This is a genomic window from Sphingorhabdus sp. SMR4y, from assembly GCF_002218195.1.
In the GTDB taxonomy this organism is placed as follows: Bacteria; Pseudomonadota; Alphaproteobacteria; order Sphingomonadales; family Sphingomonadaceae; genus Parasphingorhabdus.
The window spans coordinates 165,004-185,441 of record NZ_CP022336.1; the positions used below are offsets into that span (position 1 = coordinate 165,004).

21 protein-coding genes are annotated in these 20,438 nt (G+C 60.2%); 11 read left to right on the forward strand and 10 right to left on the reverse strand.

Annotated elements, in window-relative coordinates; translation table 11 throughout:
* Window positions 1–2 precede the first annotated feature (2 nt).
* Complete coding sequence (locus SPHFLASMR4Y_RS00710; RefSeq protein WP_186266000.1) at window positions 3–851, forward strand: energy transducer TonB; 849 nt, start codon at window positions 3–5, stop codon at window positions 849–851.
* Between the two features lie 9 nt (window positions 852–860).
* Here the strand turns inward: SPHFLASMR4Y_RS00710 and SPHFLASMR4Y_RS00715 are convergent, their stop codons facing one another.
* Entirely contained in the window at window positions 861–2,054 is a 1,194-nt protein-coding gene (locus SPHFLASMR4Y_RS00715) for a penicillin-binding protein activator (protein ID WP_260807027.1), read from the reverse strand.
* On the opposite strand from SPHFLASMR4Y_RS00715, the gene rsmI reads away from it, so the two are divergent.
* From rsmI to SPHFLASMR4Y_RS00740, 5 genes are all read left to right on the forward strand, one after another.
* Window positions 2,055–2,894 carry a 16S rRNA (cytidine(1402)-2'-O)-methyltransferase gene (gene rsmI / locus SPHFLASMR4Y_RS00720; RefSeq protein ID WP_089131848.1) on the forward strand — a complete coding sequence of 280 codons (840 nt, stop codon included), beginning with the start codon at window positions 2,055–2,057 and terminating at the stop codon, window positions 2,892–2,894. It begins immediately after the preceding gene.
* Between the two features lie 220 nt (window positions 2,895–3,114).
* A complete protein-coding gene (locus tag SPHFLASMR4Y_RS00725; protein ID WP_089131849.1) occupies window positions 3,115–3,468 on the forward strand; it encodes a YraN family protein in 354 nt (117 codons plus the stop codon).
* A gap of 345 nt (window positions 3,469–3,813) precedes the next feature.
* On the forward strand, window positions 3,814–4,770 hold the full coding sequence (gene gshB, locus SPHFLASMR4Y_RS00730) for a glutathione synthase (protein WP_089134593.1): 957 nt from the start codon (window positions 3,814–3,816) through the stop codon (window positions 4,768–4,770).
* 21 nt (window positions 4,771–4,791) lie between these two features.
* Window positions 4,792–5,394 (forward strand): DedA family protein, encoded by a 603-nt coding sequence (locus SPHFLASMR4Y_RS00735; RefSeq protein WP_089131850.1) that lies wholly within the window; start codon window positions 4,792–4,794, stop codon window positions 5,392–5,394.
* Between the two features lie 45 nt (window positions 5,395–5,439).
* A complete protein-coding gene (locus SPHFLASMR4Y_RS00740) occupies window positions 5,440–6,420 on the forward strand; it encodes a hypothetical protein (RefSeq protein ID WP_145955420.1) in 981 nt (326 codons plus the stop codon).
* Window positions 6,421–6,556: 136 nt separating this feature from the next.
* Here SPHFLASMR4Y_RS00740 and SPHFLASMR4Y_RS00745 read toward each other — a convergent pair whose 3' ends face one another.
* The 3 genes from SPHFLASMR4Y_RS00745 to hemW all read right to left on the reverse strand — a co-directional run bounded on the left by SPHFLASMR4Y_RS00745 (window position 6,557) and on the right by hemW (window position 10,722).
* Window positions 6,557–7,492 carry a tyrosine recombinase XerC gene (locus SPHFLASMR4Y_RS00745; RefSeq protein ID WP_089131852.1) on the reverse strand — a complete coding sequence of 312 codons (936 nt, stop codon included), beginning with the start codon at window positions 7,490–7,492 and terminating at the stop codon, window positions 6,557–6,559.
* Between the two features lie 213 nt (window positions 7,493–7,705).
* The gene (locus tag SPHFLASMR4Y_RS00750) at window positions 7,706–9,493 is read right to left on the reverse strand and encodes a long-chain-acyl-CoA synthetase (RefSeq protein ID WP_089134594.1); all 1,788 of its coding nucleotides are present in this window, start codon (window positions 9,491–9,493) and stop codon (window positions 7,706–7,708) included.
* A gap of 86 nt (window positions 9,494–9,579) precedes the next feature.
* Window positions 9,580–10,722, reverse strand: coding sequence for a radical SAM family heme chaperone HemW (hemW, locus tag SPHFLASMR4Y_RS00755; protein ID WP_089131853.1), 1,143 nt, complete (start codon window positions 10,720–10,722; stop codon window positions 9,580–9,582).
* A 39-nt stretch (window positions 10,723–10,761) separates the two neighbouring features.
* Between hemW and SPHFLASMR4Y_RS00760 the strand changes: the two genes are divergently transcribed.
* The gene (locus SPHFLASMR4Y_RS00760) at window positions 10,762–11,349 is read left to right on the forward strand and encodes a CAP domain-containing protein (RefSeq protein WP_089131854.1); all 588 of its coding nucleotides are present in this window, start codon (window positions 10,762–10,764) and stop codon (window positions 11,347–11,349) included.
* Between the two features lie 190 nt (window positions 11,350–11,539).
* Here SPHFLASMR4Y_RS00760 and rdgB read toward each other — a convergent pair whose 3' ends face one another.
* Both rdgB and rph read right to left on the reverse strand, forming a co-directional pair.
* Window positions 11,540–12,169, reverse strand: coding sequence for an RdgB/HAM1 family non-canonical purine NTP pyrophosphatase (rdgB, locus tag SPHFLASMR4Y_RS00765; RefSeq protein WP_089131855.1), 630 nt, complete (start codon window positions 12,167–12,169; stop codon window positions 11,540–11,542).
* A gap of 102 nt (window positions 12,170–12,271) precedes the next feature.
* Window positions 12,272–12,985: a ribonuclease PH gene (gene rph, locus SPHFLASMR4Y_RS00770; protein ID WP_089131856.1), complete on the reverse strand. Its 714-nt coding sequence runs from the start codon at window positions 12,983–12,985 to the stop codon at window positions 12,272–12,274.
* Between the two features lie 337 nt (window positions 12,986–13,322).
* On the opposite strand from rph, the gene hrcA reads away from it, so the two are divergent.
* Both hrcA and grpE read left to right on the forward strand, forming a co-directional pair.
* The gene (gene hrcA / locus SPHFLASMR4Y_RS00775; RefSeq protein ID WP_089131857.1) at window positions 13,323–14,372 is read left to right on the forward strand and encodes a heat-inducible transcriptional repressor HrcA; all 1,050 of its coding nucleotides are present in this window, start codon (window positions 13,323–13,325) and stop codon (window positions 14,370–14,372) included.
* Between the two features lie 23 nt (window positions 14,373–14,395).
* Window positions 14,396–15,007 carry a nucleotide exchange factor GrpE gene (grpE, locus tag SPHFLASMR4Y_RS00780; protein WP_089131858.1) on the forward strand — a complete coding sequence of 204 codons (612 nt, stop codon included), beginning with the start codon at window positions 14,396–14,398 and terminating at the stop codon, window positions 15,005–15,007.
* Window positions 15,008–15,116: 109 nt separating this feature from the next.
* Here the strand turns inward: grpE and SPHFLASMR4Y_RS00785 are convergent, their stop codons facing one another.
* Both SPHFLASMR4Y_RS00785 and SPHFLASMR4Y_RS00790 read right to left on the reverse strand, forming a co-directional pair.
* A complete protein-coding gene (locus SPHFLASMR4Y_RS00785) occupies window positions 15,117–15,656 on the reverse strand; it encodes a hypothetical protein (RefSeq protein WP_089131859.1) in 540 nt (179 codons plus the stop codon).
* A gap of 130 nt (window positions 15,657–15,786) precedes the next feature.
* The gene (locus tag SPHFLASMR4Y_RS00790) at window positions 15,787–16,233 is read right to left on the reverse strand and encodes a hypothetical protein (protein WP_089131860.1); all 447 of its coding nucleotides are present in this window, start codon (window positions 16,231–16,233) and stop codon (window positions 15,787–15,789) included.
* A gap of 119 nt (window positions 16,234–16,352) precedes the next feature.
* Between SPHFLASMR4Y_RS00790 and SPHFLASMR4Y_RS00795 the strand changes: the two genes are divergently transcribed.
* Window positions 16,353–17,555, forward strand: coding sequence for a PQQ-dependent sugar dehydrogenase (locus SPHFLASMR4Y_RS00795; RefSeq protein ID WP_089131861.1), 1,203 nt, complete (start codon window positions 16,353–16,355; stop codon window positions 17,553–17,555).
* A gap of 15 nt (window positions 17,556–17,570) precedes the next feature.
* On the opposite strand, the gene SPHFLASMR4Y_RS00800 is transcribed toward SPHFLASMR4Y_RS00795, so the two are convergent.
* Together SPHFLASMR4Y_RS00800 and SPHFLASMR4Y_RS00805 are read right to left on the reverse strand one after the other, a co-directional pair.
* Window positions 17,571–18,359 carry an SDR family oxidoreductase gene (locus tag SPHFLASMR4Y_RS00800; protein ID WP_089131862.1) on the reverse strand — a complete coding sequence of 263 codons (789 nt, stop codon included), beginning with the start codon at window positions 18,357–18,359 and terminating at the stop codon, window positions 17,571–17,573.
* A 94-nt stretch (window positions 18,360–18,453) separates the two neighbouring features.
* Window positions 18,454–19,581 carry a serine hydrolase domain-containing protein gene (locus tag SPHFLASMR4Y_RS00805; protein ID WP_222102942.1) on the reverse strand — a complete coding sequence of 376 codons (1,128 nt, stop codon included), beginning with the start codon at window positions 19,579–19,581 and terminating at the stop codon, window positions 18,454–18,456.
* Window positions 19,582–19,807: 226 nt separating this feature from the next.
* On the opposite strand from SPHFLASMR4Y_RS00805, the gene SPHFLASMR4Y_RS00810 reads away from it, so the two are divergent.
* On the forward strand, window positions 19,808–20,395 hold the full coding sequence (locus SPHFLASMR4Y_RS00810) for a PadR family transcriptional regulator (RefSeq protein WP_260807028.1): 588 nt from the start codon (window positions 19,808–19,810) through the stop codon (window positions 20,393–20,395).
* Window positions 20,396–20,438 lie beyond the last annotated feature (43 nt).

Here is a 20,438-nt window from a genome sequence, read left to right on the forward strand (position 1 = left end):
TCTTGAAAAATTCAAAACTGTCGCGCGGTGACTATAGCGTGATTTGTCAGAAATGTGCGTCCTCTATCGGCGCGCGCTATGATTATCGCCCGGACTATTCGAGAGGCAGCGTGTCGCCGGGACGCGACAGTCTCTCAAACGGCGAACGGGACGATCCAGCCGAAACGTCGCCCGAAGCAATCCCGGCGGAAAACCTTGAACCCGGCACCGGCTATCATGCGGATGCGGAAGATAATTTTTATCTGGACGACGCGTCGCAGAGCGACGATCCCGATGCGTTCTATGAACCGGGCAATGGATATCACACGGACGACGAGATCAGGGAAGATGAGCAACGGGCCGGAAAACTGTCGGCCTTTCTGTCTGGCCCTTCCAGGGACCTTCCTCGTCCGTTTCGAAAGCCGCTTGTCGATTTAGCCGTATTTATCGGCATTTGTCTGGCCGCCTGGTTCTGGGTGGATCAACCAGCCGAACAGGACCCCACAGCGCAATATGATGCGCCTGCAACTTCACCCCTTCGGTCTCCGGAGGGCGGCGATTCTGCACTTCGCAGCGAGGCGATCATTCCCCCGGTGCCTGCCGGAAATCCGGGAGAATGGATCTCGTCCGGCGATTATCCGGTTGCCGCTTTGCGAGAGGAGCGAAGCGGTGCTGTCGAATTTCAACTCCGGATCAGCGAGACCGGCGACGTTACCGCCTGCGATATATTGGCATCAAGCGGCCATGCGGATCTCGATACGGCATCCTGCAGCGCATTAATGCGCCGCGCCCGGTTCAGCCCTGCAAAAAATGCCAGCGGTCAAGCGGTCCGCTCGTCCTACACCAACACGGTGCGCTGGCAGCTACCGTAATGACAGCGATCAGAACCCTCTGGGCGCCGGATCGACGACGGTGAAACTGCCGTTGCGGATTTCCTGCACTTCCAGAGCCCGCTCGGAGACGCCATCGGGCTTGAAGCGGAAGACGCCGTCCAGTCCGATGAAACCACCCTTGTCGGTGAGCTGATTGATCGGGAAGGGGTCGCCGACTTTCCAGTTGCGTGCAACCTTGACGGTCAGCAGCACCGAATCATAGCCGAGGCTCGACAACCGAAACGGAGCCTTGCCATAGCGGCTGCGATATTTGTCGGCATATTGCTTGTAGAGCGCATCGGAAACGCTGGCGAACCAGGCACCACGCATAGCCGGCGCGCCGGCGAGATTACTGCTCGTGTTCCACAGGTCGGTGCCAAGGATTTTCGCCGTACCGCTTGCATTCTTGCGGATATAGGGCGCGGCCTTGATCGCCATATTGCCGTTGTCGGCAAGCAGCACCGCTTCGAAATCGCCATTATCCGCAAGCTTCTTGGTGGCCGCTTCGATCGACTGGGAGTCGCGGTTGAACGTCTGGATCGAAACCACGGTGCCGCCGGCATCTTTCACGCTGCGCAGCAGACTTGAGGAAGCGCGCTGCCCATAAACCCCATTGGGCACCAGTGCGGCAAAGCGCTTCATGCCTTTGGATTTGGCATAGGTTACAACCCGGTTGATCGATTGGGCCGGGATATGGCCCAATATGAAGACATTATTGCCCGCTGCGCCGCTGTCGTTGGAAAAGCTGAGTATCGGCACGCCGGCAGGCCGGGCGATATTGGCAGTCGCGACTACATTGTCGCTGAGCAGCGGACCAATGATCAGCTTGTTGCCATCGCGAATGGCATTCCGGGCCGCTGCCGCTGCACCCTTGGCCGTGTCATAGCTGGTCATGCGGATATTCTCGGCGCGGGTGTCGAGCAGCGCCATGGTGGTGGCATTGGCGAGTGACTGGCCGACGCCGGCATTTTTTCCGGTCAGCGGGACAAGCAGAGCAATGCGGTGATGTTTCTGGTCCTCGGGCAGGCCTGCGGTGACCGGCGGCGGTGTCGGCGCGTCGGTCCGCACCGGCTCGGCGCCGCGCGGGACGACGGTAGAACAGCCGGCCAGCATCGCAACGGCGGAGAGACCCGCCCATTTCAAAATACCGCGCCGTCTGCTTTGATCTTGTCCTAGATGCATCTTGTCTGCCATGACCGTCATATGTCTGCTCCTGCCCAATCCGGTCTCTATATCGTCGCCACGCCTATCGGCAACCTCGGAGATTTGTCGCGCCGCGCCCAAGAGACGCTCGCTGCCGCCGATATCATCCTGGTCGAAGACACGAGAGTGACAGGCAAGCTTTTGAATCACATAGGTAAAAAGTCAAGGATGATGGTCTATAATGACCATAAGTCTGCCGCTGATCGTGAAGCTATTTTGGACGCGGTGCGATGTAAAATTGTCGCACTGGTCAGCGATGCCGGCACTCCGCTGATCTCCGATCCCGGCTACAAGCTGGTTCGGGACGCGCAGGCAGCCGGACTCCATGTCACGACGATCCCCGGCCCGAGCGCCGCGATCGCGGCCCTGACCCTCTCCGGTTTGCCCAGCGACCGCTTTCTTTTCGAAGGCTTTCTGCCAAGCAAAACCAAAGCGCGATGCGAATCCCTGGCGGCGCTACACTCTCTCAATGCTAGCCTGATCTTTTATGAAAACGGTTCGCGGCTGGGAGCGATGCTGGCCGACTCGCTCGCGGTGCTGGGGGACCGAAAGGCGGCAGTGGTCCGTGAAATCACCAAGCGTTTCGAGGAATCCGTGACCGGCCCGCTGGGTGAACTGGCTGACCGCTACGGTTCGGAAAAGCCGAAAGGCGAAATTGTGGTCATCATCGGCCCGCCCGGCGCGCCGGAAGCGGCCAGCGAAGCAGATATCGAGGCGGCGCTCCGCGAAGCGCTGGATCGCCTGCCGGCCTCGAAAGCCGCCGGCGAGGTCGCCCGTGCCTTCAACACCGACCGCAAGGCGCTTTACGAACTGGCCAACCGCTGGAAATCGGAAAAATGACGGTAGCGGAACCTCCTGCCGTTAGCCCTGCACCTGTCGAAGGGCGCTCTTGCGCGAGAGGTGCTTCGACAAGCTCAGCACGAACGGGACTTTTGGCTTCGCAAGCGGCATCAGAAATGAAAGCTTGCGTCCCCCACACCGTTCGTCCTGAGCCTGTCGAAGGACATGGCCGCGCGCAGGCTCAACCAGCGCCAAACCGGGCACAGACGACACCCTTCAGATGAAACGCGAGGCTGCCGAGAAACGCGGCCGCCAGGCCGAGAAGACCGCAGCCCGCTTCCTGCGCCTGAAAGGCTGGCGGATATTGGATGAGCGGGTGCGTACACCGCGCGGCGAGGTTGATCTGGTCGCCAAGCGCGGCGGGCTGGTTGCCTTTGTCGAGGTGAAGGCGCGCACCAGGCTGGAAGATCTGGAACAGGCGATCGATTTGAACCGGCTCCGGCGTGTCGCCGATGCGGTGGAAATCCTCTATCCGCGCTATTGCACCAAGGGGGAAGACGCCCGGATTGACGTGATCCTGATCGCCCCGAGACGGCTGCCGGTCCATCTGCCCAATGTCTGGCATGGATTTTGACGCGCCACGGAATGCAAAGCGTTCCGAAGCGTCAACCCCCGCGCAGGCGGGGGTCTCTGACCTCCAGCCGTTCGTCCTGAGCCTGTCGAAGGACGTCTATCGGACTTTCGGTGGTTTGACGGTCAAGATGCTTCGACAGGCTCGACACGAACGGTTAACCGATCGAACTTTCCCTTTACCGCAGTAAACAAAAACGCCCTTCGACAAGCTCAGGACGAACGGCTAGAAACGCATCTCTCCCGTTCGTCTCGAGCGAAGTCGAGAGACGACTGCCGCAATGCCAATGTGTCTCGACTAGGCTTGACACGAACGGTAAGCGGGTTCGAAAATATCTGAGGAATGCAAATGACCCTGAAAATCGCCGTACAGATGGACCCGATGGAGACCGTGAATATCGCGGGCGACAGCAGCTTCGCCCTGATGCTCTCCGCCCAGAAACGCGGGCATCAGATTTTCCACTATGACGTGAAGGGCCTGACCCTGCAGGCCAATGGCCGCCTGACCACGCCGGCCCATCCGGTAACAGTACAGCCGGTAAAAGGCGATCATTTCACCTTCGGCGATCCGGTAAAGCTCGATCTCGGCAGCGATGTCGATGTCGTGCTGATGCGTCAGGACCCGCCCTTCCACGTCGGCTATATCACCGCGACCCATTTGCTCGAGCGGATCGAGGGCGAGACGCTGGTCGTCAACAACCCCGTCTCCGTCCGCAACGCGCCGGAGAAGGTCTATGTGCTCGACTATGCGCAGTTCATGCCGCCGACCCTGATCACCCGCGACCTCGACGAAGTGCGCGCTTTCCAGAAGGAACATGGCGGCGTGGTGGTAAAGCCGCTGCACGGCAATGGCGGCAAGGCGATCTTTCTGGTGCCCGAAGACGGCAGCAATCTCAGCGCCCTGTTCGAGGTGTTCAACCAGACCTGGCCGGAACCCCACATGGTCCAGCCCTTTCTCCCCGAGGTGCATCAGGGCGACAAGCGCATCGTGCTGGTCGACGGCGAAGTTGCCGGTGCGATCAACCGCAAGCCGGGCGAAGGCGAATTCCGCAGCAACCTCGCGCAGGGCGGCTATGCCGAAGCCGCCGATCTGACCGAGCGTGAGAAGGAAATCTGCGCCGCCATGGGCCCCGACCTGAAACGGCTCGGCCTGATCTTCGTCGGTATCGACGTGATTGGTGGCAAATGGCTGACCGAGATCAACGTCACTTCGCCGACCGGCATTGTCGCGATCGACAATTTCAACGGCACCGATACCGCGGGCATGATTTGGGACGCAATCGAGCGGCGAATTGCCGAACAATAATAGGGCAGCAGGCCGCGCGCGATGAACAGCTGGGTAACCGATCTGATCGAGCAGGGCGGCTATTGGGCCATTGCCTTGCTGATGGCGCTGGAAAATATCTTCCCGCCAATCCCGTCCGAGCTGATCATGGGGCTCGGCGGCGTTGGCGTGGGGCAGGGGACATTTCATCCGGCCTGGCTGGTGCTGGTCGGCACGGTCGGTTCGCTGGCCGGCAATTATGTCTGGTTCATGGTCGGCCGCCACTGGAACGAGGATGATCTGCGCGCCTTCGTCCGCAAACATGGCCGCTGGCTGACGCTTGATGTCGACACGGTCAACCGGATCGACCGGATTTTCGACAATCACGGCCAGTGGGTGGTCTTTGTCGCCCGTTTCATCCCCAATATCCGCACGATGATCTCCGTGCCCGCCGGCCTGTTCGGCATGTCACACAAGCGCTTCATCCTCGCCACCAGCGCCGGCGCCGCGGTCTGGAACAGCGCTTTGGTCTATGCCGGCTATACGCTGCAACAGAATATCGACGATATCGGGCAATATCTGGGGCCGGTATCGCTGGGTGTGATCGGCATGCTGGTGGTGGTCTATATCTGGCGCATTATTTTCTGGCGACCGAAGGGGGATTGAAGCAGACTGGGCTTGTTGGGATGTTGTTGAAGGGCGGTGGGGGTGATGACGGAATCCACGAGAAAATTCGGGCGAGCAGATCATATATTGACGGCGAGCTTGCTGACGATCCTGTTCGGTATCACCTTGCTGCTATTTTACGGCGACCAGTGGGGGGTAAGCGATGCGGGCCTGGTTGCCTTGCTTGTCATCCCTGCAGCGCTTGGCGGTTTGATGGTCCAACTCGGCGACCCCAATGGCAGTAAGTCCATGCTCGGATGTATCGGCTTCGTTACTGTGGTGCTGGGGATCGCCTTTTTGTTGACTTCTGTGGCCAAAATAGAGGGCCTGATCTGTATCGCGATGATATTTCCTTTGTGGATTCCCGCAGCAGCGGTCGGAGCACTGATCAACCGGTGGAATGCCAGAGAAGCAAAGAAGCAAGGCAGGTCCCGGCTGATGTCCGTGGGCTGGGTCGTGCTCCCGATCGCGTTGCTGGCTGCCGAACAGATGGCACCGCCAGAATGGAACGATTGGGAAGTGTCTCGCGAAATCGAAATTGATGCCGGGACAAAGATTATCTGGCCGTTGCTGATCAATATTCCCGCTATCTCAGCCGATGAGGGGAAATTCAACCTGACCCAGGATATTTTGATGGTGCCTCGCCCAAGCGAAGCGAAAATTCAGCGGGAAAGTGCGGGACTGGTTCGCAAAGCGCAATGGGGCGAAAATATTCGATTTGATGAGGTGGTTTCAGATTTTCAGCAAGGAAAAGCCCTGAGTTGGAACTTTCGTTTTCCCGACGATTCTGTCCAGAAATATACCGATAAACATATTTCACCGGATGGCGACAAGCTGAAAATCATCTCGGGTCGCTACGCGCTCAAGCAAATCGGCCCTGATCGATCCAGGCTGGTTCTGACCACCCGCTACAAAATGCGCAGCCATATGGATTTTTATCTGGGCCTGTGGGGGGAACTGTTGCTTGGCGATGTCCAGGACAATGTCTTGCATATCATCAAGGAACGGGCCGAGAATTCGATCTAGGGGGCCTTGCCGTCATTGCGAGCGTAGCGAAGCAATCCAGTGCGGTACGCGCGGCTCTGGATTGCTTCGTTGCTCCGCTCGTCGCAATGACGGCCAAGAACCGTTTCCCTGCGCAGGCAGTGGTACCAAGATTGTGCTACCCCGCCCGCGGATGCGCGCTGTTATACACATCGAGCAAATGCGCCGCATCGACTGCGGTATAGACCTGCGTCGAACTCAGGCTCGCATGGCCCAGCAATTCCTGCAGGCTCCGCAAATCGGCGCCGCCGGCCAGCAGATGCGTCGCAAAGCTGTGGCGCAGGGCATGGGGCGTGGTGCTGTCGGCGATGCCGAGCCGGGTCCGCGCCTGCTGCACGACCCGGCGGATCATATTGGGCGACAGCGGACCGCCGCGCTGGCCACGGAACAGGGGCGATCCGCTGATATCATCATGTTTGCAGCGCGCGAAGTCGGCGGCAATCGGATAGGGGCAGAGATCGATATAATGTTCGATCGCCTCGCGCACTTGTGGCAGCAACGGCACGATCCGGGTTTTGCCGCGCTTGCCCGTAACCCGCAGCGTGTCGGACAGCGGCAGAATGTCGCCGGTCAGGTCCAGCGCTTCGCTGATCCGCAGGCCGGAGCCATAGAGCAGCAGCAATACTGCCCAGTCGCGCGCGCCGACCCAGTCGCTGCTGGCGCTGTCCTGCGCGTCGCCGGCCAGCGCCAAGATATCATCGGGCGACGCCGGGCGCGGCACGCCGCGCTTGACCTTGGGGCCCTTGATCTTGGGGATTTGCGCTTCGTCCCCGCCGACATGTTTCAGAAACGCGCGCAAGGCCGACAATTCCCGCGCCGCGCTGTTGTTGGTCAGGCCGTCAACTCTGCGGTGGGCGAGATAGGCGCGGATATCGGCCTGGGTTACCGTCTTGACCTCGTCTGCGCCAACACCGTTGCCGATATGGTCCATCAGAAATTCGGTGAAACGCTCCGCCGTGATCACATAGGCGCGCACCGTATGCGGCGACCGCCGCCGGTCATCGCGCAGATAGGCGGAAAAGGTGTTGATCAGGGCGCGGGTGGTATCGGTCATACGTTCCGTTCGTGCTGAGCTTGTCGAAATACGCTGGCTGTCACCCTTCGACAGGCTCAGGGTGAACGGACATGGTTTAGCAGACGGGGAATCAATCTCCAAACATCCTCTCCTAATGGGAGAGGGCAATGTGCTCCGCACTTGATGCGGAGCTCGGGAGCCTAAGATCTACACGACTGACAGAAGCGCCGCATCCCATGCGGAGCAGGCACTCTACAACCGATATTCCCCCGACACTATCCTGGCATGTTCCGCCTCGGTCAGTTCGGCATAGCCCTCTGCATCGGGCTTGCAGAACCAGACCGGATCATCGATCGCGCCGATATCAAAGCCCTCCTTGACCAGCTCCACCTTGCGATATTTGAACGTGCCGGTGGTCTGCGCCTCCGGCTCGATGCGGATGAACAGGGGCACGGCATAAGGCGGCAGTTCTGCGGCCAGAAAAGCGCGCAGGCCGGATATATCGAAATCATCCGCCACGGTCAGCGAAGCCATGCCGGCGCGGCCATCGGTGCCGGGGACTTCGACGCCGTAGACATTGGCGGTCCTGATCCCGGGATATTGCGACAGCACTTCGGAGACTTCGTTGGTCGCGACATTCTCGCCCTTCCAGCGGAACGTGTCGCCGATCCGGTCCTTGAAATAGATATAGCCGGAACGGTCGCGGCTCATCAGATCGCCGGAGCGGAACCAGGCATCGCCCTTTTCAAACACGTCGCGCAGGATTTTCTTCTCGGTCGCTTCCTTGTCCTGATAGCCGGAAAAGTCGGACGGGCTGTCCTTGAAAATCCGCCCGATCAGTTCGCCCGGCTCGTCCCAGTCCGCATTGATGCAGAAACCGTCCTCGCCGCGCACCGGCTGTTCCTCGGCGATGTCGAATTTCACGATCCTGGTATCGCCGAACTGCTTCTCCAGATATTTCGGAATCCGCCCGACCGCACCGATCTTGCCGTCGAAATTCATCAGGAAGATATTGCCCTCGGTCGAGCCATAGATTTCGAGCAGCTTGGGCACCTGGAAACGGTCGACAAATTGCTGCCAGATATCGGCGCGCAGGCCATTGCCGATGCCGACCCGGACTGTGTGCGCGCTCTGCTTGGGATGGTCCGGCTGGTTGAGCAGATAACGGCACAGCTCGCCGATATAGACGATCACCGTGGCGCCATTGTCGGCGGCGTCGTCCCAATATTGCGAGGCGGAAAATTTGCGCCGCAGGATTGCCGATGCGCCGCTCAACAAGGCGCCGCCCATGCCGATGAAGCCGCCGGTCACGTGATAGAGCGGCAGGGTGATGTAGATGCGGTCTTCGGGCGTCAGCGGGCAGGTCGAAATGGCGATGCGGAAGCTGCGCCGGGCGCGGGCATGGGAGATGCGCGCCGCCTTGGGCAGGCCGGTGGTGCCCGATGTATAGACATAGAGGAACAGGTCCTTGCCGGTCATATGGGCGCGGTGGCTCTTGTCGGGGCGATCAGCGGGCAGGGCGGTCAGGGCGCTGTTGAGGTTCTGGCCAATCTCGCCGTCCCAGTCCCACAGCGCCGGTGATCCGTCGAGCTGGCCGGCAATATGCGATACGCGCGGGGCCAGATCGGCGGTGGTGATCACCGCCTTTGTATCGACAATGTTCAGGCAGTGGGCGAGCCCGGCGCCTTCCAGATTGCTGTTGATCAGCGCCGTTATGACCCCGACCTTGGACAGGCCGAACCAGGTGGCGACAAAATCGGGGGCATTTTCCATGAACAGGGCGACCGTGTCACCTGCCTTATAGCCCTGCGCCAGCGCCCAGTGCGCGATTCGATTGGCGCGGGCTTCAAATTCGCCATAGGTCACCCTGCCGCCTTCGAAATAAAAGGCGATATTGTCCGGATAGAGATCGACCGTGGCCTCGATATCATCGGTGATCAGGATCGGCGCGTCGGCATCGATATCCTTGACCAGAGCCATCACATTTTTCAGCGACCGCGTGAATTGGATCTCGCGCTTGATCACGCTGAATATTCCCATGGCTTCTCTCTCCATATTTTTGTGGAGTGTGACAGCTAAGCCGATAATATTCAACGCCCATCAGCGATAGAAAAATGCGTGGGATCTCAGACGTCTGCGATGATCTTTGGCAAGAGCGCATCAAGCAGCGGCATGCCCTTGGGCGATATGGTCAGCCGCCCCCTTGTGCTGTCGAGCAGGCCGAGACCGGCGAGCTGGTCGATGGCTGCGTGATCGATCATTTGCGCCGCCGTCAGTCCGGTCTTGTCGGCAAGCGCAGCCATATCCACGCCTTCGGCCAGGCGCAGCCCCATCATCAGCGCTTCCATCGCCCGCGTTGCTGCTGACAAAGGCTGTTCGACCTTCAGGCCATTGCGATTGCGTTCGACTGCAGAAAGGAAATTTTCCGGCTTCTTGTGCCGCTCGGTCGCGCTGTCCAGACGCCGTCCGTGCGCGCCGGGGCCGATGCCGACATAGTCCTGATAGCGCCAGTAGGTCAGATTATGGCGGCTTTCCTGACCGGGCCTGGCGTGGTTGCTGATCTCGTAGGCGGGCAGGCCGGCTGCGGTCATCATGCTGCGATTGAGTTCGAACAGGTCGGCGCAATGATCATCATCGGCCGGGATCAGCTTGCCGGTGCGCACCAAAGTCTCGAACCGCGTGCCCGGCTCGATGGTTAGCTGATAAAGCGAAAGATGGCCGGTGCCGAAGCCGAGTGCACGGTCCAGTTCCGCCTGCCAGTCGTCCAGCGACTGGCCGGGACGGGCGTAGATCAGGTCAAAACTGACCCGGTCGAACGCCTGCTGCGCGGTATCCAGCGCGGCCAGACCTTCCTCGACATCATGCGCGCGGCCCAAAAATTCCAGGGTCTGGTCATCCAGCGATTGCAGGCCCAGCGACACCCGGTTCACGCCTGCCTCGGCGAGATCGTGAAAATTTGCAGCCTCCACCGAAGACGGATTGGCCTCCAGCGTGATCTCGATTTTGTCGGCAAAGCCCCAGTGGCGCTGCGCTTCCGCGATCAATGTTTCCACCAGCGCCGGCGGCATCAGCGACGGCGTGCCGCCGCCAAAGAAGATGCTCGACAGCTTGCGGCCCGGTGTCAGCGCCGCTTCATGTGCCATATCGGCCAGCAAGGCGCTCTGCCACGCCGCGACATCCACCTGATCGCGGACATGGCTGTTGAAATCGCAATAGGGGCATTTGGAAACGCAGAACGGCCAGTGGATATAGAGGGCGAGAGGCCCCATATCACTCCTGTTCAGATTTTCCGTTGTAGAGGCCAGTTCATGCATATATTTCGCGCCCTTAGCGCCATCCTTCTAATCACGCCAGCCTTTGCCGCCTGTTCGGCCGGGACCTCGCACAATCCGGCGCCGACCACGGTGGTTGAAACCCGCACCAGCATGGAGCCGGCTCCGCGCGGCGACACTCGTCTCCAAAGCGCGATGATGCGAGGGCACAATGACGCGCGGGCAAAGGTCGGTGCGCCGAAACTGGTCTGGAATGACGAGTTGGCCAAGGACGCTGCCGTCTATGCGGCAACTCTGGCCCGCACCGGAAAATTTGCCCATGACCCGCAAACGGGTCGCAGCCCGCGGCATGGCGAGAATCTCTGGATGGGCACCCGCGATGCCTATAGTTACGGCGAAATGATCGGAGCCTGGGTCGACGAGGACCGCTATTTCAAGCGCGGCCTGTTCCCCAACAGCAGCACCACCGGCACCTGGGGCGATGTTGCCCATTATACCCAGATCATCTGGCCGACCAGCCAGCGCGTCGGCTGCGCGGTGGCGAGCAATGCGCGCGATGATTTTCTGGTCTGTCGCTATGGTCCGGCAGGCAATATCGTCGGACGCGATCCGTTGAAGGGGTAGGCTACAGCTAAGGTGATCGGTTCAAACTAATTGCGTCAACCCGTTCGTCCTGAGCCTGTCGAAGGACATCTATCCGCCGAGAGCTGCACTTCGACAAGCTCAGTGCGAACGGCAAGAGGCTGGTATTCAAGCCGCCTGTGTGAGTCTCACCACCCCTGGTTAAGGTCCCAGCCTGCGCTGGGGTGACAGATCAAAAACAGGCCGCAACCAGTTTCCGAAACGCATCGGCCCGGTGGCTCATCGCCTGTTTCTGCGCCGGATCGAGTTCGGCAAATGTCTCGTCAAAACCGACCGGCTGAAACACCGGATCATAGCCAAAGCCCATGGTCCCGCGCGGTGGCCAGACGAGATTGCCTTGCACCCGTCCCTCGAACACTTCCGAATGGCCATCGGGCCAGGCCAGCGCCAGCGTGCAGGCAAAATAGGCGCTACGGTCGACATCCAGCCCTTGCTCGGCCAGCTTTCCCTCGACCTTACCCATCGCCATATACCAGTCGCGGCCTCTGTCGCCTTCAAACCACTGCCGCTCGGCCCAGTCGGCGGTGTAAACCCCCGGCTTGCCGTCCAGCGCCGCCACGCACAGCCCGCTGTCATCGGCCAGCGCCACGCAGTCCGCACCTTCCGCGCTCGCCCGCGACTTGAGCAGCGCATTTTCGGCAAAAGTGGTCCCGGTCTCTTCCGGCTCGGGCAGATCGAGATCACCCGCCGACACCGGCTCGATACCATAAGGCTCCAGCAACGCCCGGATTTCCCGCACCTTGCCCTGATTATGGCTGGCGATCACTAGACGTCCGGGGGTGAGTTTGCGGTGGGTGGTCATAAGTTTTCCAATTCCGTTCGCCCTGAGCCTGTCGCAGGGCACTTCGCGTCGAGAGGTGCTTCGACAAGCTCAGCACGAACGGTTATTCTTTTCGCCTAAATCCTAACCGACCGCCTTGTCCTGCGCTTCAAAAATCTGGCCGCAGCCGATTTTCGCCAGCCGCATCAGCCGCATCAGGCCTTCGTCGTCAAAGGTCTGGCCCTCGGCAGTCGCCTGCGCTTCGGCGATATTGCCATCACCGGTCAGCACGAAATTGGCATCGGCACCGGCGTTGCTGTCCTCGTCATAGTCGAGATCGAGCACCGGCGTGCCTTCGAATATGCCACAGCTGATCGCCGCAATCTTCTGTTCGATCGGATCTTCGCTGATCAGCTTCATGTCGAGCAGGCCGTTGACCGCGAGGCGCAGCGCCACCCAGGCGCCGCTGATCGAGGCCGTCCGTGTGCCGCCATCCGCCTGGATGACATCGCAATCGACCGTGATCTGGCGTTCGCCGAGCTTCTTCATGTCGACCACTGCGCGCAGGCTGCGCCCGATCAGACGCTGGATTTCCTGCGTCCGGCCGCTCTGCTTGCCGCGCGCCGCTTCGCGCGAATTACGGGTATTGGTCGCCCGCGGCAGCATCGAATATTCGCCGGTGACCCAGCCTTCCCCCTTGCCGCGCAGCCATGGCGGAATGCGCTCTTCGATACTGGCGGTGCAGATCACCTTGGTATCGCCAAAGCTGATCAGGCAGCTGCCCTCGGCATGTTTGGTAAATCCGGTTTCGATGGAAATGGCGCGCATTTCGTCCGGCGCACGGCCCGATGGTCGCATGTGATGATTCCTTAGTTTGAGTTGGGGCGGTCTTATCCACTCCCACACGGAGAGACAACCGCTCATCCGGTCCCTTCGGGGAAGGGAGGCATTTTCCCTCTGCCAGAGGGAGAGGCAAGCAAGATCTGGTAGCGAAGCTACCCTGATCGCGCTCGGTGAGGGGTTAAATGCTATAAGGCCCGCCCCCCCCACCGGCCTGCGCCAGCCACCAAAGATACCAAGCTCCGGTTGCCTCTCCCGACGGGAGAGGGTGAAGAACGCAGCGCATCAAGTGCGCAGCACGGCTCCTCGCAATTGCCCGCTGGAAACCCGTTCGTTTTCATCCTATCTATCACCCATGACCACCACCCCGATCACCGAAATGACCACCCGCGCGCAGGACATCTTCCGCGTCGTGGTGGAATCCTATCTCGACACCGGCGCGCCGGTCGGGTCGCGGACCATATCGAAGGCGCCGGGGCTGGAGCTTTCGCCCGCCTCGATCCGCAATGTCATGCAGGATCTCGAGGAACTGGGCCTGCTCGCCGCGCCGCATACCAGCGCCGGGCGGATGCCGACCGAGCTTGGGCTACGGCTGTTTGTCGACGGCATGATGCAGGCGGCGGCGCCGTCGCAGGAAGAGCGCGCGGCGATCGAGCGTCAGATCACCGAACAGGGGCCGGTCGAGGACGCCCTGCGCGCCACCACCTCGATCCTTTCCGGCCTGTCGTCCTGCGCCGGCCTCGTGCTGGTGCCCAAGCGCGAGCCGTTGCTCAAGCAGTTCAGTTTCGTCAAACTGTCCGAAGGGCAGGGGCTGGCGATCCTCGTGTCCCAGGACGGCGCGGTGGAAAACCGCGTGCTTGACCTGCCGCCCGGCGTCTCGGAATCGGCACTGGTCGAGGCCGGCAATTATCTCACCGCCCGCTATGGCGGTATGACGCTCAGTCAGGCACTATCCACCGTCGACCGGGAAATCAGCGCCGGTGAACTGGCGATCGACAAGGCGTCGGAAGAGCTGGTCAAGGCCGGCATGGTCACCTGGAGTCGCGACCCCGCCGACCGGCCGGTGCTGATCGTCCGCGGCCAAGCCAATCTGCTCAAGGACAATAGCGCGCTGGAAGATCTCGACCGGGTCCGCCGCCTGCTCGACGAGCTCGAGGGCAAGCAGGAAATTGCCCGGCTGCTCGACAATGCCCGCGATGCGGAAGCGGCGAAAATATTTATCGGCGCGGAGAATAAATTATTCTCGCTTTCCGGCTCATCTGTGATAGCGGCGCCCTACAAGGACAGCGATGGACAGGTGGTCGGCGTGGTCGGCGTAATCGGCCCGACAAGGTTGAATTACGCGCGCGTCGTACCCATGGTAGACTTTACCGCGCAGAGCCTGTCGCGTTTGTTGACCAAATGATAGAAATTAGAGTGATTTAGAACATGAGCGATACCAAGCAGAATCCCGGACAAGACAATGGCGACGCCGCCGCAGCCGCCGAGCTGGATGGCGTGCCGGAATCGATGAAAGAGGGCGGAGAAGGCGAAGCTGCCGGAGAAGCCGGCCAGCCGGAAAATGCCGACAACCGGATCGAGGCGCTGGAAAATGAACTGGCCGAAGCCCAGCAGGCCGTGCTCTACGCGCAGGCAGAGACCCAGAATGTCCGCCGCCGCCTCGAAAAGGACGCGCAGGACGCCCGCGCCTATGCCGCCACCGGCTTTGCCCGCGACATGCTCTCGGTGATGGACAATATGAACCGCGCGCTCGAGGCCATTCCGGCCGAGGTCAAGGACGAGGAAAAGTGGAAGGGCCTGATCAACGGCATTGAAGCCACCGGCCGCGAGCTGCAGTCCGTGTTCGAGAAAAACGGCATCAAGCGCGTCGCCTCGGTCGGCCTCCCGCTCGACCCCAACCAGCATCAGGCGATGGTCGAAATCCCGACCACCGATGAAGAACCCGGCACCATCGTGCAGGAAATGCAGGCCGGCTACATGATCAAGGATCGTTTGCTACGTCCGGCGTTTGTGGGCGTGGCGAAGAAGCCGGAAGAATAGGCGCTTCCGGCTGATCAGCTCAGGTCTTCGCAAAAGAGAGCCTACCTAACCCGTCATGCCAGCGCAGGGTGGCATCCAGCCCGCCTGTGTGAGTCCCACCGCCCTCGGTTTAGACCCCAGCCTTCGCTGGGGTGACGGTTGATTTTCCTGATCCTTTTTTGGATGACGGAGTGATGCTGTAATTTGTGATTTTTTGTGCTGCGGCACACATTTCAGACCATATAGTTTGAAGCTCTTGTGAAGGCAAAACAATGGATTTTGCGCTCCGTTCATTGGAGCCGCAGGAGGCATTTTGAATCCTTATCAGAATTACTCCGTCTGTTGTTTCTATCAAGCTCAGCTTGGAATGTGCCAGTTCTGAACGGAAAGCCGCGAAGGGCAGAAAGTCGTTCAGATAGGATTGAATCCTTGTCGGTTTGTGGAACGCCTCTTTGTGTGTTTCCAATATTTCGTTGAACTGCTTCACTTTTTTCGAAAAGTGGGGAGCCGGAGATTGGAACGGTTGAATCCTGTCGACAAGCCAGCATTCGACGGCGGCGCATTTACCGATAATTTTGCTGCGCAGGATATGCGCCTGGTCGATGTCGAACAGCTTCGTTTCATTGATCGTCGCTGATGCTACTGCGACAGGCTGTGCCATGATATTCATCGCTCATCTCTAGCGCAAATCATTGAAAATATTCTAAACAACGCCGGTCAAATATACACCCGTCATGCCAGCGCAGGCTGGCATCCAGCCCGCCTATGTGTGTCTCACCGCCGTTGGTTTAGACTCCGGCCTACGCTGGGGTGACGGACTTCGCCGGCTGCACCGCAATCCGCGCAAACACCCATCCACCGATGCCGCCGGCAATGGCCTGCGAGAGGAAGCCCATGGTCGATCGCGCGCCGCTGATCGGGATGGTCTGAAACACCATATACATCGCGCCCAGCACGACCGCCATCGCGGCGGCGCCGGCGATCGGATAGGCGACCCGCGCCAGATTGGGCAGAAAGCGCTTCAACAGGGTGGCGATGAGAAAGCCGATCAGCAGTGCAATCGCGATGATCGCCAGATAGGCGACCATGTTGGAAATATCGAACAGGGTCATGTTCAGCCGGTCGCCGATGCTCACGGAAATATCGTGCATGGCGATTACCGATTGGGAATTTAGCGCGGTCCCGATGACATAGGTCACCAGCGCCGCCGCTGTCAGACCCAATATCCAGCGAATGAAGCGCGTCATGAAATTCTCCCGTCAGCAGCGCAGCCTATAGGCTTTGTCCCGACGATCAAGGACTGATTTGAAGAGGCTGGTCAGGCCGCACAAATTTGCTAGACTGCGTCCTCACACAGGGAGCCGCTATGCGAAACTTCAAGACAGTTCTTTCCGTTGTCGCAATCTGCGCGCTGGCGGCCTGTTCGAACCAGGGGGCGTCCTCCAGCGGGACCAAGACCAGCGAAGCCGTCGGCCGGGTCGATGCCGGACCGGTCAATTACACGATTGAAACAGTCGCCGACGGCCTCGATCACCCATGGTCGCTCGCCTTCCTGCCCGATGGTGCGATGCTGGTGACCGAACGGACGGGCAAGCTCAAGCAGATCGCCCCGGACGGGACCGCAACGCTGCTCCATGACTTTGCCAGCGGCGAGCCATATCCGAAGGTCCATACCGCCGCCGGCGCGCAGGCCGGTCTGTTCGATGTGGTCCTGCACCCCGATTTTGCCGAAAACGGCCTGATCTATATCTCCTATGCCGCCGAGCAGGGCGACGGCACCAACACGCTTTCGCTGATGCGGTTTGCATATGACAATGCGGATGGCCAGCCGCGGATCAGCAACGGACAGCAGATTTTCGCGGCCTCGCCCAGTCGGGTGCAGGGCAATCATTATGGCGCGCGGATCATCTTCCTGCCCGACGGCACGCTGATGATGCCGGTCGGGGACGCCTTTCATTTCCGCGAGCAGGCGCAAAAGCTGGACAATCATTTCGGCAAGATCATCCGGCTGAACGATGACGGCAGTATCCCGGCGGACAATCCCTTTGTCGGGCAGGACGGCGCGTTGCCGGAAATCTGGAGCTACGGGCACCGCAACCAGCAAGGCATCATTCTTGCGTCCGATGGCCGCGTTCTGGAAAATGAACATGGTCCGGCGGGTGGCGACGAAATCAACGATATCAGGCGCGGAGCCAATTACGGCTGGCCGACCGCTTCCTACGGGCTGGATTATTCCGGCGGCCGGATTTCGCCTTATGAAGCGTTCGACGGCACCGAGCAGTCACTGGTCCATTTCACCCCGTCGATCGCCCCGTCCGGCTTTGCCCAATATGCGGGAGAGGCCTTTCCGGACTGGAATGGCGATCTTTTCCTATCGGCGCTGGCGCTCAAACATGTGCGCCATGTCGATATGAACGCCGACGGATCGCTGGGCAAACAGGCGGAATTGTTTGGCGAACTGGACACGCGTTTCCGCGATGTCCGGACCGGGCCGGACGGCTTTCTCTATCTGCTGACCGAGGACGAAAGCGGCCCGGCCAGCAAGATTTTGCGGGTGCGACCGAAATAGCCGCGCCGACCGCGGCTAGAAAATGGAATTGCCCATGCCGCCGTCGACCACCAGACTCTGTCCGGTCGCATAGCCGGCCATCTCGCTGCAGAACATCGCGACAAACATGCCCAGATCCTCCGCGTCGCCAAAGCGTCCGACCGGGACACGGACCTGTTTGACGAATTTCGCGACTTCCTCGTCATAGCTGGTGCCATTGGCTTCGGCCTGGCTGTCGAACATGCCCCTGATCCCGTCCGTGTGATGCATGCCGGGCAGGATATTGTTGATCGTTACGCCATGTTTTGCGACCTGCTTTGCCACGGCGACCGTATAATTGACGAGAGCCGCACGCGGCGGCCCGGACAGCACCCGCATTGCTGCGGGATATTTGGCCGCACCGGTGGCGATATTGACGATCCGGCCCCATTTGCGCTCGACCATGCCGTCGATTACCGATTTGATGAATTCCACCGGGCTGAGCAGGGTCAGCGACAGGGCCTCTTCCCATTCGGCCCGGCCGACGGTGCGAAAATCGCCGGAGAAGGGGGGAGGGGAGCAGGTGGCGACCAGGATATCGGGATTGGGGCAGATCGACAGGATCGCTTCCCGGCCTTCATCGCTGCTGTGATCGGCGACGATCGGGGTGATATGGGCGCCGGTTTCGCGGGCCAGTTCCTCGCATGTCCGGTGCAGCCGTTCCTCGCCGCGGGCGGTGATGAACAATTTGGTCTTTTCCTTCGCCAGCGCCAGCGCCGCCCCGCGACCCAGTCCGGCGCTGCCGCCGTTGACCAGCGCAATTTTTCCCGCAATTCCCAGATCCATATCGGTCTCTATCCCAAAAGATTTTGAACAATTATTCTAGCGGGCGCCTGCCGCCGTGCCGACTAGCCATTGTGGCTAGACAGCGAGCGGTGCTTCAGGCCATCGCCATATACATGGCGGCGGCGAGGCCGAAGCCTCTGGGATCGCCGAGCAGGCCGGATTCCATCCTGTTCATGACATAGGAGAAGCACAGGCCGGCGTCCTGGTCGATGATCACCGAGGATCCGCCATAGCCGCCCCAGAATGCGGTATGGGCATTGGGGCTGATCGGCGTGGCCGGATTGTTCAGGCCATAGCCCATGCCAAAGGTCAGCGGCAGGCCGAGCACCAGATCGGTGCCTTCGGTCTGTTTGTCGAAAATGCGTCTGGTTCCGGCTTCGGACATGATTGTCTTGCCGAACGCCTGACCACCATTGGCCATGGCGGTCTGGGCGCGGACGATGCTGCGGGCGTTGCCCTGGCCATTGGCCGCCGGGATTTCGGCCGCGCGCCAGGCGCGTTTTCTCGGTTCCGTGGCATTGACGCCGGGATTGCCAAAGGTGCGGCCGGCAATCGAGTCCGGATTGGGCGCAGGGCCGGATTTCGGCGGCACAAGATTGCCGATCCGCGCATCGAGCGATTCATCCGCCCCGATATGGAAATCCGCGCCGGTTGGCCCGGCAATTTCCTGACGGAAGAAATTGCCGATCGTCTGGCCGGTCACCCGGCGAACGATCTCGCCGATCAGATGGCCCTGGGTTAGGGCGTGATAGCCGGATTGCGTGCCCGGTTCCCACCAGGGTTCCTGTTTCGCCAACGCAGCAGTCATCCAGTCCCAGTCATATAGCGCATCGCCCTCGACCTTCTCATCCATGCCGGACAGGCCGGCGCTGTGGGAAAGGAAATGCCGGACTTCGACATCTTCCTTCCCATTCTGGGCAAATTCCTGCCAATATGTGCCGACTTTTGCATATAAGTCGATCTCGCCGCGATCGGCGAGCAGCAGCAGCGACATGGCCGCCATCGTCTTGGTGCTCGACCAGACATTGACCAGCGTGTCTTCCTGCCATTCTTCGGTGCGCGCCTCGTCGAGATGGCCACCCCAGAGATCGACGACAAATTCGCCGTTCAGCGTGATCGCCACCGAGGCGCCAAGATCGTCATGCTCGTTGAAATTCTTTTCAAAGGCCGCTCTGACCGCCGCAAAGCGGGGGTCGCAGGTGCCGTATATCGGGGTCGTCATTTCTCTCTCCATCTATGCTTTAATTGTTCGATTAACAGCTTGTCGCTGCGAGTCCAGCCGCTTTGACGCAGGCGCTGTCTGTCGATGGGCGCGATGATCCGTCAAAAATTCCAAAGTATTTTCAGAAGCTTGGCAATCTTATGTCATCCGTCACTTGCAAAGATACTATAAAGATATATCTTTACAGTATCTTAAATATAAGGAAAGAATGAAGATGAGACATGGAATGAAATTTGGGCCCGGCGGCGGCCGCGGTCGTGGGCGTGGCCGGGGCCATGGTGGGCCGGCCGGCGAGAAATTTGCCCGGGCCTTCGCGCAAGCCGCTTTCGAAGGGGCCAGGGGCAAAAGACGCGCGCGGATGTTCCGGCGTGGCGAACTGAAGCTTCTGACGCTGCACCTGATTGCGGAGGAACCGCGGCACGGCTATGACCTGATCCGCCAGATCGAGGAACTGACCGGCGGCCAATATGCACCCAGCCCGGGGATCGTCTATCCGACGCTGACCCTGATGGCGGAAATGGACCTGATCGACGAAAAGGTCGATGGCGATGGCAAGAAGATTTATTCGATTACCGATGCCGGCGCGGCCCGGCTGGCCGAGGAAGAAGCGCATGTCGCCGAAATCCTGTCCCGGCTGGAAGGCGTGTCGAAAATGGGCGAGGCCAGCAATGGTGCATCCGTCCGCCGGGCGATGCACAATCTGAAGAGCGCGGTCGGTATCCGGCTGGGCGACGAGGAAAAGGGCTCTGACAAGATACTCGAAGTGGCCGCCATCATTGATGAAGCCGCCGGAAGGATCGAGCGGTTGAAATGATATTGGTCGAACCTGTTCTGCAGAGTAAACCTGATATTTTATT

Bases quoted from the DNA above. Each gene is read 5' to 3' on its own strand.
- SPHFLASMR4Y_RS00715 (WP_260807027.1), bottom strand. From the start codon at position 2,054: ATGACGGTCATGGCAGACAAGATGCATCTAGGACAAGATCAAAGCAGA.
- rsmI (WP_089131848.1), top strand. From the start codon at position 2,055: ATGTCTGCTCCTGCCCAATCCGGTCTCTATATCGTCGCCACGCCTATC.
- SPHFLASMR4Y_RS00725 (WP_089131849.1), top strand. From the start codon at position 3,115: ATGAAACGCGAGGCTGCCGAGAAACGCGGCCGCCAGGCCGAGAAGACC.
- gshB (WP_089134593.1), top strand. From the start codon at position 3,814: ATGACCCTGAAAATCGCCGTACAGATGGACCCGATGGAGACCGTGAAT.
- SPHFLASMR4Y_RS00735 (WP_089131850.1), top strand. From the start codon at position 4,792: ATGAACAGCTGGGTAACCGATCTGATCGAGCAGGGCGGCTATTGGGCC.
- SPHFLASMR4Y_RS00740 (WP_145955420.1), top strand. From the start codon at position 5,440: ATGACGGAATCCACGAGAAAATTCGGGCGAGCAGATCATATATTGACG.
- SPHFLASMR4Y_RS00745 (WP_089131852.1), bottom strand. From the start codon at position 7,492: ATGACCGATACCACCCGCGCCCTGATCAACACCTTTTCCGCCTATCTG.
- SPHFLASMR4Y_RS00750 (WP_089134594.1), bottom strand. From the start codon at position 9,493: ATGGGAATATTCAGCGTGATCAAGCGCGAGATCCAATTCACGCGGTCG.
- hemW (WP_089131853.1), bottom strand. From the start codon at position 10,722: ATGGGGCCTCTCGCCCTCTATATCCACTGGCCGTTCTGCGTTTCCAAA.
- SPHFLASMR4Y_RS00760 (WP_089131854.1), top strand. From the start codon at position 10,762: ATGCATATATTTCGCGCCCTTAGCGCCATCCTTCTAATCACGCCAGCC.
- rdgB (WP_089131855.1), bottom strand. From the start codon at position 12,169: ATGACCACCCACCGCAAACTCACCCCCGGACGTCTAGTGATCGCCAGC.
- rph (WP_089131856.1), bottom strand. From the start codon at position 12,985: ATGCGACCATCGGGCCGTGCGCCGGACGAAATGCGCGCCATTTCCATC.
- hrcA (WP_089131857.1), top strand. From the start codon at position 13,323: ATGACCACCACCCCGATCACCGAAATGACCACCCGCGCGCAGGACATC.
- grpE (WP_089131858.1), top strand. From the start codon at position 14,396: ATGAGCGATACCAAGCAGAATCCCGGACAAGACAATGGCGACGCCGCC.
- SPHFLASMR4Y_RS00785 (WP_089131859.1), bottom strand. From the start codon at position 15,656: ATGAATATCATGGCACAGCCTGTCGCAGTAGCATCAGCGACGATCAAT.
- SPHFLASMR4Y_RS00790 (WP_089131860.1), bottom strand. From the start codon at position 16,233: ATGACGCGCTTCATTCGCTGGATATTGGGTCTGACAGCGGCGGCGCTG.
- SPHFLASMR4Y_RS00795 (WP_089131861.1), top strand. From the start codon at position 16,353: ATGCGAAACTTCAAGACAGTTCTTTCCGTTGTCGCAATCTGCGCGCTG.
- SPHFLASMR4Y_RS00800 (WP_089131862.1), bottom strand. From the start codon at position 18,359: ATGGATCTGGGAATTGCGGGAAAAATTGCGCTGGTCAACGGCGGCAGC.
- SPHFLASMR4Y_RS00805 (WP_222102942.1), bottom strand. From the start codon at position 19,581: ATGACGACCCCGATATACGGCACCTGCGACCCCCGCTTTGCGGCGGTC.
- SPHFLASMR4Y_RS00810 (WP_260807028.1), top strand. From the start codon at position 19,808: ATGAAATTTGGGCCCGGCGGCGGCCGCGGTCGTGGGCGTGGCCGGGGC.